The organism is Streptomyces sp. NPDC007205, assembly GCF_040634095.1.
In the GTDB taxonomy this organism is placed as follows: Bacteria; Actinomycetota; Actinomycetes; order Streptomycetales; family Streptomycetaceae; genus Streptomyces.
The window spans coordinates 157,503-173,476 of sequence record NZ_JBEYEW010000010.1 but is presented as its reverse complement, the minus strand read 5'-3'; the positions used below and the strand labels follow the sequence as shown (position 1 = coordinate 173,476).

The following is a 15,974-nucleotide window of genomic DNA, read 5'->3' as shown; positions in this document are numbered from 1 at the left end:
CATCGTACTTAGCTGTCAAGAGAGTTGAAGGAGACCTCGGAGTAGGTCCCGGCTCTCGTCGGGGCCCGGACTGTCCTGCTGCAGCTCCTTGAGCGCCTGCTCGTACTGGGCGACGTCCTCGCGCTTGTCCAGGTAGAGGGCGCTGGTCAGCTGCTCCACGTAGACGACGTCGGACAGGTCGGCGTCGGGGAAGCTGAGGATGGTGAAGGCGCCGCTCTCGCCGGAGTGCCCGCCGAAGCTGAACGGCATGACCTGCAGCCGTACGTTGGGCCGCTCGGAGAGGTCGATGAGGTGCTGCAGCTGGCCGCGCATGACCTGGCGGTCGCCGTAGGGGCGGCGCAGGGAGGCCTCGTCGAGGACGATGTGGAACTCGGGGGCGTTGTCCGCCAGCAGATGCTTCTGCCGCTCCATGCGCAGGGCGACCCGGCGCTCGACGTCCGCCGGGCTCGCGCCCTTCATGCCGCGCCGGACCACGGCGCGGGCGTACTCCTCGGTCTGGAGCAGGCCGTGGACGAACTGCACCTCGTAGACGCGGATGAGGGACGCGGCGCCCTCCAGGCCCACATAGGTGGGGAACCAGCTGGGCAGGACGTCGGTGTAGCTGTGCCACCAGCCGGCCACGTTGGCCTCGCGGGCGAGGGAGAGCAGTGACTCGCGTTCCGCCTCGCCCGTGATGCCGTACAGGGTCAGCAGGTCTTCCACGTCTCTGGTCTTGAAGCTCACCCGGCCCAGCTCCATACGGCTGATCTTCGACTCGGAGGCGCGGATGGAGTATCCCGCCGCCTCGCGCGTGATACCCCGAGCTTCACGCAGTCGCCTGAGTTGCGAGCCGAGCAGCATCCGCCGCACCACCGATCCGGGCTCTCCCGCGCTCACCTTCGTCAGCCTCCCCAACCGTCTTCAGGGCCCGCAGTCTGCCACTAAAACACTTCGAGCAGTACTCGCCCGGTTACGGAAACGGAAAGACCGGGGCCGTTCCTGTCTGCCGGTTTCGGTAAGAGGTCAGGACCACTGGCGACAATCGCCGGGAAGATGGCGGAAAAAATGGCCAAGAAGCGGTACGGGCAGTGTCATTTCGGTCGCGTGCACGTGCATCTGCCCTTGCATCTGCTGTGCGCATCCGAAACCATGGTGCCGCACCACCGCCGCATCGCAACGACCGCGAACTCCCGGGAGTGCCTCGCATGGGGACGAATGGATCGACCATGCTCAAGCCGTTACGGCAGGGCCTTCCGCCGCTGGATCCCGCGGCCGTGTCCGACGCCGCCTCCTGCGCCCTGCCCGCCCGGTACGACGCGGTGCGCGAGGCCCGGCGCTTCACCCGCGCCACCCTCGACCAGTGGGACGCGGGCGACCGCTTCGACGACATATGTCTCGTCGTCTCGGAACTCGTCACCAACGCCCTGCGCCATGCCCTCCCGGGGGACGCGGGCTGCTCCGAACACGCCCCGTCCGTGCGGCTGCACCTGATGCGCTGGAGCGAGCGGCTGGTGTGCGCGGTGCGCGACCCGAGTCACGAGACGCCGGTCCCGCGCGACTCGGACGACTTCTCCGCCGAGTCCGGGCGCGGGCTGTTCCTGGTCGACTCCTTCGCCGACAGCTGGGGCTGGCACCCGCTCGCCGGCACCCTCCACGGCAAGGTCGTCTGGGCGCTGTTCCGGCTCCGCCGGGCCGGCTGACGTTGCGGCGCACCGACGGACGCGCGGTTTCTACGCGCGTCACTCCGACATCGTTGCCAACGGTGCGCCCCGGGCCCGGTTCCGGGGCGTCAGCTCACGATGAGGTGGTCGAACTCGCCGTCCTTGATGCCGAGCAGCATGGCCTCGATCTCCGCGCGCGTGTAGACGAGCGCCGGGCCGTCGGGGAAACGCGAGTTGCGGACGGCGACCTCGCCGCCCGGCAGCCGCGCGAACTCCACACAGGAACCCTGCGAGTTGCTGTGCCTGCTCTTCTGCCAGGCCACGCCGACCAACTGCTCGGCAGCCATGCCGTTGTACACGTCGTACCCCCCGTACACGCCGTCAACGTCGCGGTCCACAGGTCGCTCCCCGGTGGTGCACTGGCTGGTGTGGCCATAGATGCTCTGGTCAACTGAACCGGATCATAACCCGTTCATGTGCAGGTGCATGAGCAAATGCACGTGCACGCGCGGTGCTCCCACGGTTACAGGTTTGACGTCCGCTTTACCGAAGCTGGTCCAGCGTCTGCCCCAGTGCGGGCAGGACATGCCCGCGCCATCCCCCGTCCATGATCTTCCGCGCCATCAGCTGAGCCGGGTCGTCCGGATCGAAACCGTCGTGCACTAGGAAGAGACGCGTACCGCGCCCTTCGTGTTCCAGGATCCAGGTGATGGTCCAGTCCGCTGGATTGGCCGGATCGGCGTCGTCCCAGCGGACGGACAGCATCCGCTCGATGTCGTAGGCGAGGACGCACACCTCCACGACCCCGGAGAAGCGGGAGCTGGGACGCGGGACGGAGGTCATCCGGTACCGGTGGCCGACCTCCAGCCGGAAGTCCTCGGCGCCGGGCATCTGCCAGCGGGCGAGCAGGTCCGGGTCGGTCAGGGCGCGCCAGACCTTGGCGGGCGGATGCGGGAAGAACTGGTCGACGCGGAGGGTGGTCAGGTCGTCCGCGTCATCGCCGGGTGCGGTGCTCATGAGGGCTGATCGTCGGGCATGCTGTCGAGCAGATCGCCGAGACCCTTCAGCCGCTCGCGCCAGAACCGCTCGTACGGGTGGAGCCAGTCCTGCACCTCGGCGAGCGGGGCCGCCTCGAGACGGTAGATGCGCTGCCGCCCGGAGCGCTGTTCGGAGACGAGGCCGGCCTCCCGGAGCACCCTGAGGTGTTCGGAGAGGCTCGGGCGGCGCATGTCGAAGTGGTCGGCCAGGGCCTGGACGGGCTGGGGTCCGCGCTCGCGCAGCAGCCGCAGCACCTCGCGGCGGGTGGCGTTGGCGAGCGCGGCGAAGACGCGGTCCTCGGCGGCGGTACCCGTCCCGTTCATGGAGCGGTCAGAAGCCTTCCTTCTCCGTCAGCAGCATCAGACCGTTGCCGTCGGGGTCCGTGAAGGAGGCCACGCGCCCCCACGGGAGTTCGTCCGGTCCCTGTACGGGGGTCCCGGCCGCGGCGAGCCGGGCGCAGTCCGCGTCGACGTCGGTCGTGACCAACATGATCCCCCGCGCGGAGCCGGGCTCGAAACCGCCCATGCCGGGCCCGGAGAGCGTGAAGACGGTCCGAGCCCCCTCGGGGGCCACCTGGAGCCAGCGGCCCTGGGGCATGTCGCGGTCGGCGGTGACGGTGAAACCGAGGACGTCCCGGTAGAAGCGCAGGGCGCGGTCCTGGTCGGAGACCGGAAGCGTGACGAAGGAGGCGTGGGTGATGGCCATGCCCGGAGAATAGGTAGACCGTCCCCTACGCGTCAACCGTAGGCGATTGCCTACCTATATGCGCTCACCTGCTGGAGTACGGCACCAGCGCCATCCCCCTTGCGTCCTCGATGGCCCGCGCGAGCGGGCTGCTCACCGGGGCCCGGCCGGGCTTCGGCAACCGCATCTCCTGCTCCCACCGGCGCACCGGGCTGAAGAAGATCATCCGGTGGCCGTGGTCCACGGAGGCCGAACGGATCGCCGCCCGCGCCGAGTTGCGCGGGCAGCCGCGGGACACGAGCGCCACGCGCGTGCGCAACCGCGACCAGGCCGACGGCCGCCCGCGCGGGTGTCTGCGCGCCTTCGGCCTGGCCCGGGTGAACCTGCGCGGGCAGGCTCACAACGGATTCCTGCCCGGCGTCCGGAAGTCCTCCCGGTAACTGCTGGTAGCTTGCTGCGGGCCGTCCGGCCGAGGGCGGCCGGCCGCTACAGCTTGGGAGTTTTCCGGTGAGTTCTGCGACAGCAAGGAGCGCGACTGCGAGGGTGCGGACCGCGACCGTGGCCGCGGGGCTGGTGGGTGCGCTCGCCGCGTTGACGGCGTGCAGCGGGGGCGGAGGTGGCGGCGGGGGCGGCAAGAGCGCCTCCTCGGCGCCGCCGAGCGCGACCGCGACACCCACCGCGAGCTCGGGCTCCGCGGCCGTGACGGGCGCCTCCGGCAAGCTCCAGGGCAGCTGGCTCACCACGAGCAGGGGCAAGATCGTGGCTCTGGTGATCACCGGGAAGAAGGCCGGGCTGTTCGTGACCGGCCGCAAGACCTGGTGCCAGGGGGCCGCGGGCGAGGAGGCGGGGATGCAGATGATCCATCTGACCTGCCCCGACGGCGACAAGGACCGGGTCACCGGCATGGTCGACTCGGTGGACGGCAAGGGCATGACGGTCAACTGGTCGGGGAAAACCGGCCGGGAGACGTACACCAAGGCGGAGGGCGGCACGCTGCCGTCGGCACCGCCGACCCGGGTGAAGAAGTGACGCCGGCGGGGCGTGCCACCTGAAGTGATGATTCCGAGGGGGTGTGCGAGCGGGGGCGGCGCGCAGACGCCATGATGCAGGGGCACCGTCACGACCTCGATGGGACCTGCTCATGCGCGCCATTCCGCTCACCGTCACGGCCCTCGCCGCCGCCCTGCTGCTCACCGCTTGCAACGGCGGCGGGAGCAAGAGCGAGAGCAAGAACAGCTCTGCCTGCGAGATCGGCGGGGTCTCCGTGCAGATCGGGTCGGCGAGCATCGCGCCGAAGGCCGGTGACACGGGCGAGATTCCCGTCAGCATCACCAACCAGAGCAAACCCTGCACCCTGGACCACTTCGCGGGCGTCGTCCTGAACGCCGGCGGCACCAAGACCGACGTGCCGGCGCTCAAGGGCGCGAAGGCCCAGAAGCTCAAGCTCGCCAAGGGCGACTCGGCGTCCTTCACCATCGGCTATGTGCGCGGCAAGGCGGGCGACAAGACCGGCGTGGACGCGAAGACCGTGACCATCAGCCTGCCAGGCTCCCCCAACGTCCGGAGCTTCCCCTGGTCCTACGGCCCCGTCGCGGCCCAGGCCGGCGGGAGCGGCCCCGACGCCTCCGTGAGCGCCTTCCAGCAGGTCGGCGACTGAGCGTCACTCCGGCCCGGCGGTGTCACTCCGGCCCGGCGGTGTCACTCCAGCCGGGGGCGGGCCCTGACCTGGGCGCGGTCCGCCGCCCGCGCGCCCTCCGTCCACCCGGCGGTGTCGCTCACTCCGCGCAGCCGGGTCGTGGTGGTCTCGGGGAACATGCGCTCCAGCCGGTCGGTGACGGCCAGTTCCCTGGTGGCGAGTACCGGCAGCAGGTCCTGGGTGACCTGGGTCCCGGCGGCGGCCGCGAGCCGGTCACCGACGCGGTGGGCGTAGGCGGCCAGGAACGACTGCCGGAAGGTCTTGGTCCGCTTCCGTCCGCCGGCTCTCTGCGCGGCCTCCGCCTTGGTCATCGCGTGCGTGGCCTGCACCAGCAGCGAGGTGTAGAGCAGCTCGACCGCCTCCAGGTCCGCCTCGAAGCCGACGACCGTGGAGAAGCCCAGCGGTCCGTGCCACACCGCGCGGCAGTTGTTCGCGCCGGCCACGGCGTCGAGCAGGACCGCCTTGGCCTGTTCGTACGGCGGCTCGACGCCGATCCGGCAGGCGCCGGGCGCGTCCGGCGCGGGGGCCCCGGCCGCGAGCAGCGCCTCGTCGACGCTGTGTCTCGCCATCAGCTCCTGCGCCTTGGCGCTGAGCGCCTCGGCCTCCTCCGGATACCCCGTCGCCTCGGCCTTGGCGAGCAGCGCGCGGATGCGGGTGAGCATGCGGGAGGCGGCCGGGCCGGGGGCAGGGCGGGACTCCTCCTCCAGGGGCTCCAGGGTGGGCAGGCGCAGCAGCAGGCGGTACAGCTCCAGCGCGGTCGTGGCCTGCGTGAAGCGGTCCGTCTCGCGGGCGGGGCCCTCGGGCAGCTCCATCAGCTGGGCGGCCCAGCGGCGCCCGCGCGGGCGGTCCTGCCCGGCCTGCGCGCGGATCAGCGCGGCGGCCCGGCGCACATGCGCGTCGTCCAGCTCGCGCCGCACCAGTCGTACGACGTCGGCGGGCTGCCAGCCGCGCCGCCAGGCCGTCGCGACGAACTCCGCACCCCGGCGCGCGAGTTCGGCGTCCGCGGCGGGGTCGGCGGCGAGCAGGGAGGCGCCGGTGTCGAGGCCGGTGTCGGTGTCGTCGTAGAGGGCGGCCCGGAAAGCCCGCTCGACGGTGCTGGCAGTGCTGGTCACATCGTCGATCGTGCCATGCGCCACCAACAGCGGGCCGAGCACTGTCCACAGGCTGTGGATGAAGGGGTCGGACCGGGGCTGCCGCCGGCACTGGAAAGGACTGTCAACTGATGGTTGACAGTTTGGGGGTGTCAACCTACGGTTGACGCATGGCTACCAATCCGAACCCCACGGCATCCGTACGCCTCGACGACCTCATCGAGGCCATCAAGAAAACCCACTCCGAGCCTCTCGAGCAGCTGGAGGACGCGGTGATCGCCGCCGATCACCTCGGCGACGTGGCCGACCATCTCATCGGCCACTTCGTCGACCAGGCACGCCGCTCCGGCGCCTCCTGGACCGACATCGGCAGGAGCATGGGCGTCACCCGGCAGGCGGCGCAGAAGCGGTTCGTGTCGAAGGAGTCCGCCGACCTCGGCGCGGCCGACTTCAGCCGTTACACCCCGCGCGCACGGAACGTCGTCGTGTCCGCGCACAACGAGGCACTGGCCGCCCGCAACCCCGAGGGCCGCCCCGAACACCTGGTCCTCGGGCTGCTCGCCGAACCGGAGGGTCTGGCAGCGAAGGCGATCACCGAGCAGGGCGTCCTCCTGGACGCCGCACGCCAGGCGGCGACCGCCGCGCTCCCGGCCGCCGCGGACGAGGTGCCCGACCTCATCCCCTACGGCCCCGACGCCAAGAAGGTCCTGGAGCTCACCTTCCGCGAGGCCCTCCGGCTCGGCCACAACTACATCGGCACCGAGCACATCCTGCTGGCCCTGCTGGAACACGAGAACGGCCGGGGCGTCCTCAGCGACCTCGGCATCACCAAGGCCGCGACCGAGCAGTACATCGCCAAGGTGCTGGCGCTGCTGACGGAGCAGACGAAGGCGGCGGCCACGGAGGCAGCCGGCGCGCAAGCGGCCGAACCCCACCCGACCGAGAACTGAACCCGCAGGTCAAGCCGATTGTCAGAGCCGCCTGCCAGACTCGCAGTCATGACCGACCGGTGGGCACTCGCACCGGCCGAGGACGGAGGCGTGGACGTCGCCCCCCTCGGCCGGGACGGGCTGCCCGCCGGGCCGGTGCGGCGGGAGAGCGATCTCGCCGGGGCGGTGCGGAGCCGCCCGGAGGTGACGCGCTGGGTGTGGCGGTCCACCCCCGAGGTCTACCCGCGTCTGCTCGCCACGGGGGTGCGAGTGGAGCGGTGCTACGACATCGAGGACGCCGAGACACTCCTGCTGGGCCACGAGGGCCGGTACGGCGAGCCGCACTCGGCCGCCGCCGCCCTGGCCCGCCTCCGGGGCGGCCCCGTGCCGCCCGACCCGCCCCAGCGCTCGGCCGAACCGGGCGCGCAGTCCCCGCTGTTCGAGCCCGCCGGCACCCGGCTGCCCCTGACGGACCTCCTCGCGGTCTACGCCGAGCAGCTGAGGCGGCATGAGCGGACCGCCCAGCCCGACCGGATGCGCCTGCTCACGGCCGCCGAGTCGGCCGGCATGCTGGTGGCCGCCGAGATGAACCACGCGGGCCTGCCGTGGAGCGCCGAGGTCCACCGCGGCCTGCTGCACGACCTGCTGGGCGAGCGGTACGCGGGCGGCGGCGAGCCGCGCCGCCTCGCCGAGCTGGCCGACGAGGTGTCCGCCGCCTTCGGCCGCCGGGTGCGGCCCGACCTGCCAGCGGACGTCGTCAAGGCGTTCGCGCAGGCCGGGATCAAGGTGCGCTCGACCCGCCGCTGGGAGATCCGGTCCGTCGACCACCCGGCCGTCGCCCCCTTGCTGGAGTACAAGAAGCTGTACCGCATCTGGGTGGCGCACGGCTGGTCCTGGCTGCAGGACTGGGTGCGCGAGGGCCGCTTCCGCCCCGAGTTCCTCGCCGGCGGCACGGTCACCGGACGCTGGGTGACCAACGGCGGGGGCGCACTGCAGATCCCCAAGGTGATCCGCCGGGCCGTGGTCGCCGACCCCGGCTGGCGGCTGGTGGTGGCCGACGCCGACCAGATGGAGCCGCGCGTGCTCGCGGCGATCTCCCGGGACCCCGGCCTGATGGAGGTCGCCGGCCGCGACAGCGACCTCTACCAGTCCGTCTCCGACCGTGCCTTCTCCGGCGACCGCGACCAGGCCAAGCTCGCCGTGCTCGGCGCGGTCTACGGCCAGACCTCGGGCGACGGTCTGAAGAACCTGGCCGCGCTGCGCCGCCGCTTCCCGAAGGCCGTCGCCTACGTCGACGAGGCGGCCCGCGCGGGCGAGGAGGGCCGGCTGGTGCGCACCTGGCTGGGCCGCACCTGCCCGCCGGCCGCCGGGGCCGGCGAGGACGCGGCGGATGAGGCGGGCATCCCCGTCGGTGAGGACGACGCCGAGACGCGGGCCGACGGCCGGGCCGCCTGGGTTCCGGGTTACGCCTCCGTCAACTCCCGCGCGCGGGGCCGCTTCGCGCGGAACTTCGTCGTCCAGGGCAGCGCCGCCGACTGGGCCCTGCTGATGCTCGCCGCGCTCCGCCGGGCCTGCGCCGGCCTCAAGGCCGAGCTGGTCTTCTTCCAGCACGACGAGGTGATCGTGCACTGCCCTGCCGAGGAGGCCGACACGGTCGTCCAGGCGATCCGCGCCGCCGCCGACCTCGCCGGCCGGCTGATCTTCGGCGAGACACCGGTGCGGTTCCCGTTCACGACGGCGGTGGTGGAGTGCTATGCCGACGCCAAGTGAGCGCTGCTCCGGTGCCCTTCGGTCACTCCGCGAGAAGTTCTCGCAGCTGTGTCACGACCGCCTGCTCGTCCGTGCCGTCCAGCGCCGCCAGCGCCGCCTGCCAGGCGTCGTGCGCCTCCGGCCGACGTCCCTGCGCGCGCAGCAGCAGCCCTTGCTGGTGCCGGGCCAGGCCGCCCATGTAACGGTCGGCGCGGGCGTCGGCCCGGCCGAGCAGTTCGGCGCACTCGCGGCCCGCCCGCTCGGTCTCCCCCAGCTGCCGCAGCGCACGGACCAGGCCGAGCCGGGTCTGGGACTCGCCGTGCCAGTCACCGTGGCCGCCGAGGATGCGCAGGCTCTCCTCGAAGTGCTCGGCGGCGGCGCCCGGTTCGCCCAGGGCGAGATGGGCGTAGCCCATGTTGCAGTGCGCCGAGTGCTGCACGATGACCGCGCCGATCGCGTCCCCGATCGCCAGCGAGCGCCGGTGCTGCTCGATGGCGGCGCGCGGGTCGGTGTGCTCGTAGAGGTTGCCGAGGTGGCTGTGGGTGACGGCCTCCCCGTAGGGGTCGTTCAGCTGCCGGGAGCAGGCGAGGCTCTGCCGCAGCGCCTCCCCGGACTCCGCGAACCGCCCGAGCCCCTCCAGCAGCAGCCCGCGGTTGTTCAGGCAGCGCCGGATCCGGGAGGCCACTCCGAGCCGCCGCCAGATCTCCAGGGACTGGTCGGTGAGGGCGAGGGCGTCCTTGTGCCGGCCGGCCAGGAAGTGCAGGCCCGCCAGGTCGCCCAGCGCGTACGCCTCGGCCGCCGCGTCCCCGAGCCGCCGCGCCGCGCCGAGCGCGGCCCGCCCCAGCACCTCCATCTCGGCGACCCGTCCGCTGCGCTGGACATACGGGAAGAGCAGCCGGGCCAGCGCCGAGAGAGAGGAGGCCCGGTCCGCGTCGGGCGTGTCCGCGTTCCGTGACACCAGGGCGACCACGTTCTCCAGCTCCACCTCGCCCCAGGCGAAGGCCTGTTCGGCGGAGTCGAAGTGCGCCATCCCGGCCAGGTCCGTCGCGTGTTCCGGCGGCTGCGCGGAGGTCGGCCGACGCCGGTCGTCCAGGTCGAGCCCGGGCTCCGCGATCGCCTCCAGCAGCCGCTCGGCCACGGCGGCGTACCAGCGCAGGGCGGTCAGGTCCGGAGCGGGTACCGGGAGGCAGCCGGACACGGCGGCGGCATCGGTCTGACCGACGGCGGCGGCATCGGTTTGACCGGCGGTTTCCCGGTGCGGGCCGTGACCGTCGTGCCCCGGCTCGGCGCCGGACGGGCCACCGGGCCCCCATGTGCCGGTGCCTTTCCCCGGCTCCCTCCCCGCACTCTTCGCCGTTCCCTTCGCCGTTCCCTTCGCCGCGCCCTCCCCCATGGCCGTTCCCGTGTCGGCCAGTTCGCGGGCGAAGTCGCGGACCAGGTCGTGCGGGGTGTAGCGGCCGTAGGCCGTCTCCTCCAGCAGGGCGACGTCGACCAGGCGGTCGAGGGCGGCCTCGGCGCGGCGCTCATCGGTGCCGGTGAGGCGGGCGATCAGCGGGGCGCCGTAGGTCGGCAGGTCGAGCGCGCCGATGTGGCGCAGGGTGAGGGCCGCGTCCCGGTCGGCCTCGCGCTCGGCGGCGGCGAGCGCGTCATGGGCGACGGCCAGAGAGCGCCGGACGCTCAGGTCGTCGTACTCCAGGTTCCGCAACCGCCCGCCGGTCTCGGCCAGTTGGCCCGCCAGCGCATCCGGGGTGAGCGCGCGCCGGGCGGCGAGCCGGGCGGCGACGACGCGCAGCGCCAGCGGGAGCCGGCCGGTCAGCTCGACCAGCGCATGACCGGCGTCCAGTCCCTCGCGTCCGCTCACGGCACGGAGCAGCGCCGCGCTGTCCTCGCCGGACAGCGGGGCGAGCGGGAAGCGCCGGGCGCCGTCGAGCGCGGTCAGCGGCGAGCGGCTGGTGACAATCACCGCACAGCCCGGCCCGGCCGGCAGCAGGGGCCGTACCTGGGCCGCGCTCGCCGCGTCGTCCAGCACCAGCAGGATGCGTGCCGGGGCGAGCAGCGAGCGGAGCAGGGCCGCTGCCGCGTCCGGGTGCTCGGGGATGCCGCGGGGCTCGACGCCCAGGTCCCGGAGCAGCGCGGCGAGCGCCTGTGCGGAGGGGAGCGGGGTCATGCCGGGGGTGGCGCCGTGCAGGTTGACGTACAGCTGGCCATCGGGAAATCGCTCCCGCAGCCCATGCGCGACATCCAGGGCGAGCGCACTCTTGCCGACGCCCGCCATGCCGCTGATCACCGCGATGGCGGGAGCCGGAGCGGGCGGCTCGGTGAGCGCGTGCCACAGCTCGCGGCGGACATCGGTACGACCGGTGAACTGGGCCGGTGGAGGCGGAAGTTGCGCCGGGCGCGGGATCTGCCGGGCCTCCGGCGCACCGCTCGGGTCCAGGACTGGCGCCGCGCCCGCCTGCCCGGCGTCGGCGTCTGCGTCTGCGTCGGCGTTGGCATCGGTGTCGTCGTCGGCGTCGGCGTCCAAGGGGCGGTCGTGCCGGCGTGGTTGACGGACATCGCTCCGCACGCCCGGTCGGCGGGCGCCACGCTCCTCGCCCGGACGCCGCTGCTCCTCGCCACTCCCCCGCAGCACCTCGACATGCGCCTCGCGGACCGCAGGGCCCGGTTCGATGCCGAGTTCCTCGATCAGGCGGGCGCGCAGATCACGGTGGACGGCGAGCGCCTCGGCCTGACGGCCGGTGCGGTACAGGGCGAGCATGAGCTGACGGTGGTACGCCTCGCGCAGCGGGTGCTCGGCGACCAGCGCCGCCAGCTCGGGGAGGATACCGGCCAACCGGGCGCCGCCGAAAGCGAGTTCGGCGTCGTAGCGCCACTCCAGCAGGAGCAGCCGGGCCTCCCCCAGGCGCTGCACCAGGGCGTAGCCGCCGAGGTCGGCGGGAAGCCCGCTGAGCGGGGTGCCGCGCCAGAGCGCGAGTCCGGCCGTGCAGGCCCGTACGACACCCGGCCAGTCCCGGCGGGCGTGCGCGGCCCGCGCCTCGGCGACCCGGGCGTCGAAGACGTGCACGTCCAACTCGCCGTGATCGACGCGCAGTACGTATCCCGGCGGTACGGCCCTGAGCCGGTCGGGGTCGTCCAGGAGGCGGCGCAGCCGGGTCACATGGTTGTGCAGGGACGCCTGCGCGGAGACCGGGGGCGCCCCGCCCCACAGGGCGTCCTTCAGTGACTCCACCGACACGACCCGGCCCGGCTCCAGCAGCAACGCGGCGAGCAGCACGCGCACTTTGGGGCTGCCGATGGCACGGATGAGGCTGCCGGGGGCGGAGTCGCCCGGGGTGCCGGAGGCGGCAGGTCCGCCGGGGTCGTCAGCGGCGTCAGAGCCGTCAGGGCCGTCAGAGCCGTCGGCGGTGGGCTTGCCGTGAGGGGTGCCGCCGGGCGCGGGTTCGCCGGGATCGGCGCCGGGGGATTCGGTCGAGATTCCGAATGACGGTCGGTCGAACAGGACCGGCGGTCCCAGCAGTCCGAACCGCAGCCCGCACCGCCGCATCACGCCGCTTCACTGCCTTCCCGTGCGGTCGGGGCCGACCGTGCTCCGCGACGAGCGTGTGCCCGCCGTTCCCTGGCGGAAATCCGCCCTGTCCACAACGGTTTCCCGCCATCTTCTGTCTGCCGGTCCGGCCCCGAATCGGCCTGTCCGACGGCCTGTTTCCGGATACCGTCGGCCAGTTCAAGCCAACGCATCCTCGACCTGCCGACGAACCGTTGGCCACATGTTAGCGATCCGTTGGCGAATCCTGATGTGATCATCTCCATCGGATCTGGCCCGACGGCGCGCGCGTATGTCGCGTAACTCGGGGGAGTGTCGCCGCAGGCTGGGTCCGGGGACGCAAGGGGCCCCGGTCGGCGGAGGTGAACGCCCGGGGCCCCGTCCCGTTCCCTGCGGCGACGGCCGCGTACTTGTAGGTGCAGACGTGACGCCGCCACGCCCCTTCGCGCCGGTCGGCCCACCGGCAGGGCCTCGCACCCGGTTCCCTGACAGGCGCGGCCGCCCTCACATCACCGGCGGGCGCCCCAGCCGGGTCAGCCGCCACACCGTCCGCCAGCGCATGGGGCGGCGCTCACCGGCCGGTTCCCGCACCCCTTCCGCGAAGCCCGCGAACCATGCCCTCAGCCCGGCCGCGGAGCGGGTGCGGGCCAGGGTGAGCAGCGTCCACACTCCGAGGTGCACGGGAATCAGGGGCAACGGCAGCCGGCGCCGGACGAGCCAGACGCGGTTGCGTGCGTTGACGCGGTAGTAGATGGCGTGCCGGGCCGGTGAGGTCTTGGGGTGCTGGAGCAGCAGTTCGGGGGCGTACAGGATCTTCCAGCCGGCGTCGGCGGCGCGCCAGGCGAGGTCGGTCTCCTCGTGCGCGAAGAAGAACTCGGCGGGCCAGTCCCCCGTCTCGGCCAGCATCGCCATGCGCAGGGCATGCCCGCCGCCGAGGAAGCCGGTGACGTAACCCCCGCGCATCGGGTCGGACTTGCCCACGCGGGGTACGTGCCGCTGCTGGGTCTCGCCGTGCTCGTCGGCGATGCGGAAGCCGACGATACCGAGGCGCGGATCGGCGGCGTACAGGTCCCGTACGCGGCGCAGCACGTCGGCGTCGACGAGCAGCCCGTCGTCGTCCAGTTCCACGACGATGTCGACGTCGCCGTACTCCCGCAGCCGGGCGAGCGCCACGTTCCGGCCGCCCGGACAGCCGAGGTTCTCCTCCACGTCGATGGTGGTGACCTCGCCGGGCAGGGAGAGCCTGCGGGCGAACTCGGGCAGCCGGCAGCCGTTGCCGACGATGACGACGCGGGCGGGGGCGAGGTCCTGCTTGGCCACGGACTCCAGCAGGGCGTCGACCTCGGCGGGCCGGTTGCCCATGGTCACCACGGCGACGGCGATCCTCGGCTCCACCACGTCACTCACCCCATCCGGCCGACGGCGGCGCCGCCCCCTGAGCGTGCGGTGCCCGCCGTTCACCAAGATGTTGCCTCAGGTCCGCGGGTTCACCCGACCCTGATTCACTTTGCGGCCCCTGACCACCCGGCGTCGACGCCGCGTCCACTGAACGAGAAAGCCCAGCTCAGACACTGTCTGAGCTGGGCTTGTCATGGAGCCGCTTTCGGGATTCGAACCCGAGACCTACGCATTACGAGTGCGTTGCTCTGGCCATCTGAGCTAAAGCGGCGCGCTTGCCGCACCTATGGTGCGATCAGCGACGTCGGTAAGTCTACACAGTTTCCGAGGGTGCTTCGTACCGGCCCCGGAGCGGGTGGCTCCGGGGCCGGCGGGAGGGCTATGAGCAGCGCTTTCCCGTGGTCGGCGGGGTGCCGTGGAGCAGGTAGGTGTTGATCGCCGAGTCGATGCAGGTGCTGCCGCGGCCGTAGGCGGTGTGGCCGTCGCCGACATAGGTCAGCAGGCGGGCCGAGGACAGCTGGCGGGACAGGGACTGTGCCCAGCGGTAGGGGGTCGCCGGGTCGCGGGTGGTGCCGACGACCACGACCGGCGCCGCGCCCCGGGCCCGGACGCGGTGCGGCTCACCCGTGGCCCGCACCGGCCAGTACGTGCAGTTCAGCGACGCCCACGCCAGGCCGGCACCGAAGACCGGGGACGCCTTCTCGAAGGCGGGCAGCGACTTTTCCACCTGGTCGGGGCTGGTGAAGGCCGGCGGCAGGTCCAGGCAGTTCACGGCGGCGTTGGCCATCATCAGGTTGCTGTAGTGGCCGTCGGCGCCCCGTTCGTAGTAGCTGTCGGAGAGCGCGAGCAGGCCCGCGCCGTCGTTCTCCTTCATCGCGGAGGTCAGCGCCTCGCGCAGCTGCTCCCACGTGCCCTGGTCGTACATCGCCGCGATCACCCCGGTCGTGGCCAGCGCCTCGCCGAGCTTGCGGCCGTCCGCGTCGCCCGCCGGGACGGGATGCGCGTCGAGCTTGCGGAAGAACGCCCTGAGATGGTCGCCGACCTGCGCGGGCGTCGTGCCCTTGCCACCGAGCGGGCAGTCGGAGTGCCGTACGCAGTCCTTCGCGAACGCCTGGAACGCCGTCTCGAAACCGGCCGTCTGCTCCAGGTTCATCGTCCGGGCATCCAGGGAGGGGTCCATCGCGCCGTCCAGGACGACCCGGCCCACCCGGTCGGGAAACAGCCCGGCGTACGTCGCCCCGAGAAACGTGCCGTACGACGCCCCCACGTAGTTCAGTTTCGGATCACCCAGCGCCGCCCGCAGGATGTCCATGTCCCGCGCCGCCTCGACGGTGGAGACATGCCGCAGCAGCCGCGCCGAATGCGCCCCGCAGCTCTCCGCGAACTTCCTGTCCGCCGTGACCAGCGCGTTCCGCTCCTGCTGGTCGTCGGGCGTCAGATCCGTCTGCGTGTACGCGTCCATCTGGTGGCCGTCGAGGCACTCGACGGGCTCACTGCGGGCGACGCCCCGCGGGTCCACCGCGACCATGTCGTAGCGCGCACGGACGTCGGCCGGGTAGCCGATGCCCGCGTAGCTCTGCAGGTAGCCGACCGCCGAGCCGCCGGGACCGCCCGGGTTGACCAGCAGCGAACCGAGCGGCTTGCCCTTGCCGGTGGCCTTCTTCCGGGCGACGGCGAGCCGGACGTCACCCGAGGCGGGCTTGGCGTAGTCCAGCGGGGCCTTCATCGTCGCGCACTGGAAGCCGGAGACACCGCAGCTGCGCCAGCGCAACTTCTGGCTGTAGTACGGCGACAGCGCCGACGGTGTCGCGCGCGGCAGCGCGGCCAGCACCGCGTCCGTCGCACCGCCGGCCGACGTGGTCGGGCTCCCGGAGGAGCAGGCGGACACGAGCAGGGCGACGGCCGCGAGAAGAGTTGCCGTGAGGCGGGCCGTCGTCCGGGCGCGGGGGGCCCGGGTCCGGCGGAGGGATGGCCTGAGGTGCATCAAGCGAGCGTAACGCTGAGCGACGGATCGGGGGCGAGACGTCGGAATTATGGCTCGTACGGAGGACATGGGCTCGTACGGGGGGCATGGCTCTTACGGGGGATGACTCTCATGGGGCACGGCTCTCATGGGGCACGGCTCTCATGGGGGCACGGCTCTCACGGGGCACGGCTCTCACGGGGACATACCCGCACCTCCGATCGTGTCAGAGCGGTGTCCGC

General features: G+C 72.5%; 15 protein-coding genes and 1 tRNA gene. 6 read left to right on the top strand and 10 right to left on the bottom strand.

The genetic code is table 11. The features are described 5' to 3' along the window. Nucleotides 1–15 precede the first annotated feature (15 nt). Nucleotides 16–840: a helix-turn-helix transcriptional regulator gene (locus ABZ624_RS19270; protein WP_360090042.1), complete on the bottom strand. Its 825-nt coding sequence runs from the start codon at nt 838–840 to the stop codon at nt 16–18. Between the two features lie 344 nt (nt 841–1,184). On the opposite strand from ABZ624_RS19270, the gene ABZ624_RS19265 reads away from it, so the two are divergent. Continuing rightward, nucleotides 1,185–1,679 (top strand): ATP-binding protein, encoded by a 495-nt coding sequence (locus ABZ624_RS19265; RefSeq protein WP_360089839.1) that lies wholly within the window; start codon nt 1,185–1,187, stop codon nt 1,677–1,679. Nucleotides 1,680–1,768: 89 nt separating this feature from the next. On the opposite strand, the gene ABZ624_RS19260 is transcribed toward ABZ624_RS19265, so the two are convergent. The 4 genes from ABZ624_RS19260 to ABZ624_RS19245 form a co-directional block, all read right to left on the bottom strand. Next, on the bottom strand, nt 1,769–2,038 hold the full coding sequence (locus ABZ624_RS19260; RefSeq protein ID WP_351243994.1) for a DUF397 domain-containing protein: 270 nt from the start codon (nt 2,036–2,038) through the stop codon (nt 1,769–1,771). Nucleotides 2,039–2,183: 145 nt separating this feature from the next. After that, nucleotides 2,184–2,657: an SRPBCC domain-containing protein gene (locus ABZ624_RS19255; RefSeq protein ID WP_360089836.1), complete on the bottom strand. Its 474-nt coding sequence runs from the start codon at nt 2,655–2,657 to the stop codon at nt 2,184–2,186. Next, nucleotides 2,654–3,001, bottom strand: a complete 348-nt coding sequence (locus ABZ624_RS19250; RefSeq protein ID WP_360089833.1) for a metalloregulator ArsR/SmtB family transcription factor — start codon at nt 2,999–3,001, stop codon at nt 2,654–2,656. The genes ABZ624_RS19255 and ABZ624_RS19250 overlap by 4 nt, the downstream gene beginning before the upstream one ends. Nucleotides 3,002–3,008: 7 nt before the next feature. Continuing rightward, on the bottom strand, nt 3,009–3,383 hold the full coding sequence (locus ABZ624_RS19245) for a VOC family protein (RefSeq protein WP_360089830.1): 375 nt from the start codon (nt 3,381–3,383) through the stop codon (nt 3,009–3,011). A 110-nt stretch (nt 3,384–3,493) separates the two neighbouring features. On the opposite strand from ABZ624_RS19245, the gene rpsN reads away from it, so the two are divergent. The 3 genes from rpsN to ABZ624_RS19230 all read left to right on the top strand — a co-directional run bounded on the left by rpsN (nt 3,494) and on the right by ABZ624_RS19230 (nt 5,019). Next, nucleotides 3,494–3,802, top strand: coding sequence for a 30S ribosomal protein S14 (gene rpsN, locus ABZ624_RS19240; protein ID WP_360089827.1), 309 nt, complete (start codon nt 3,494–3,496; stop codon nt 3,800–3,802). Between the two features lie 103 nt (nt 3,803–3,905). After that, nucleotides 3,906–4,391: a hypothetical protein gene (locus ABZ624_RS19235; protein ID WP_360089824.1), complete on the top strand. Its 486-nt coding sequence runs from the start codon at nt 3,906–3,908 to the stop codon at nt 4,389–4,391. Between the two features lie 112 nt (nt 4,392–4,503). Then, the gene (locus ABZ624_RS19230) at nt 4,504–5,019 is read left to right on the top strand and encodes a DUF4232 domain-containing protein (RefSeq protein WP_360089821.1); all 516 of its coding nucleotides are present in this window, start codon (nt 4,504–4,506) and stop codon (nt 5,017–5,019) included. A 41-nt stretch (nt 5,020–5,060) separates the two neighbouring features. Here the strand turns inward: ABZ624_RS19230 and ABZ624_RS19225 are convergent, their stop codons facing one another. Then, nucleotides 5,061–6,170, bottom strand: a complete 1,110-nt coding sequence (locus tag ABZ624_RS19225; protein ID WP_360089819.1) for a DUF2786 domain-containing protein — start codon at nt 6,168–6,170, stop codon at nt 5,061–5,063. Nucleotides 6,171–6,319: 149 nt separating this feature from the next. On the opposite strand from ABZ624_RS19225, the gene ABZ624_RS19220 reads away from it, so the two are divergent. Continuing rightward, nucleotides 6,320–7,099 carry a Clp protease N-terminal domain-containing protein gene (locus tag ABZ624_RS19220; protein ID WP_360089816.1) on the top strand — a complete coding sequence of 260 codons (780 nt, stop codon included), beginning with the start codon at nt 6,320–6,322 and terminating at the stop codon, nt 7,097–7,099. A gap of 48 nt (nt 7,100–7,147) precedes the next feature. After that, complete coding sequence (locus ABZ624_RS19215; RefSeq protein WP_360089813.1) at nt 7,148–8,848, top strand: bifunctional 3'-5' exonuclease/DNA polymerase; 1,701 nt, start codon at nt 7,148–7,150, stop codon at nt 8,846–8,848. Nucleotides 8,849–8,870: 22 nt separating this feature from the next. On the opposite strand, the gene ABZ624_RS19210 is transcribed toward ABZ624_RS19215, so the two are convergent. The 4 genes from ABZ624_RS19210 to ABZ624_RS19195 all read right to left on the bottom strand — a co-directional run bounded on the left by ABZ624_RS19210 (nt 8,871) and on the right by ABZ624_RS19195 (nt 15,753). Further along, nucleotides 8,871–12,371: a BTAD domain-containing putative transcriptional regulator gene (locus ABZ624_RS19210; protein ID WP_360090039.1), complete on the bottom strand. Its 3,501-nt coding sequence runs from the start codon at nt 12,369–12,371 to the stop codon at nt 8,871–8,873. Between the two features lie 504 nt (nt 12,372–12,875). After that, nucleotides 12,876–13,769: a glycosyltransferase gene (locus tag ABZ624_RS19205; RefSeq protein WP_360089810.1), complete on the bottom strand. Its 894-nt coding sequence runs from the start codon at nt 13,767–13,769 to the stop codon at nt 12,876–12,878. A 194-nt stretch (nt 13,770–13,963) separates the two neighbouring features. Next, a tRNA-Thr gene (locus ABZ624_RS19200) sits at nt 13,964–14,040 on the bottom strand. Nucleotides 14,041–14,148: 108 nt separating this feature from the next. After that, complete coding sequence (locus ABZ624_RS19195; RefSeq protein ID WP_360089807.1) at nt 14,149–15,753, bottom strand: alpha/beta hydrolase; 1,605 nt, start codon at nt 15,751–15,753, stop codon at nt 14,149–14,151. Between the last annotated feature and the right edge of the window lie 221 nt (nt 15,754–15,974).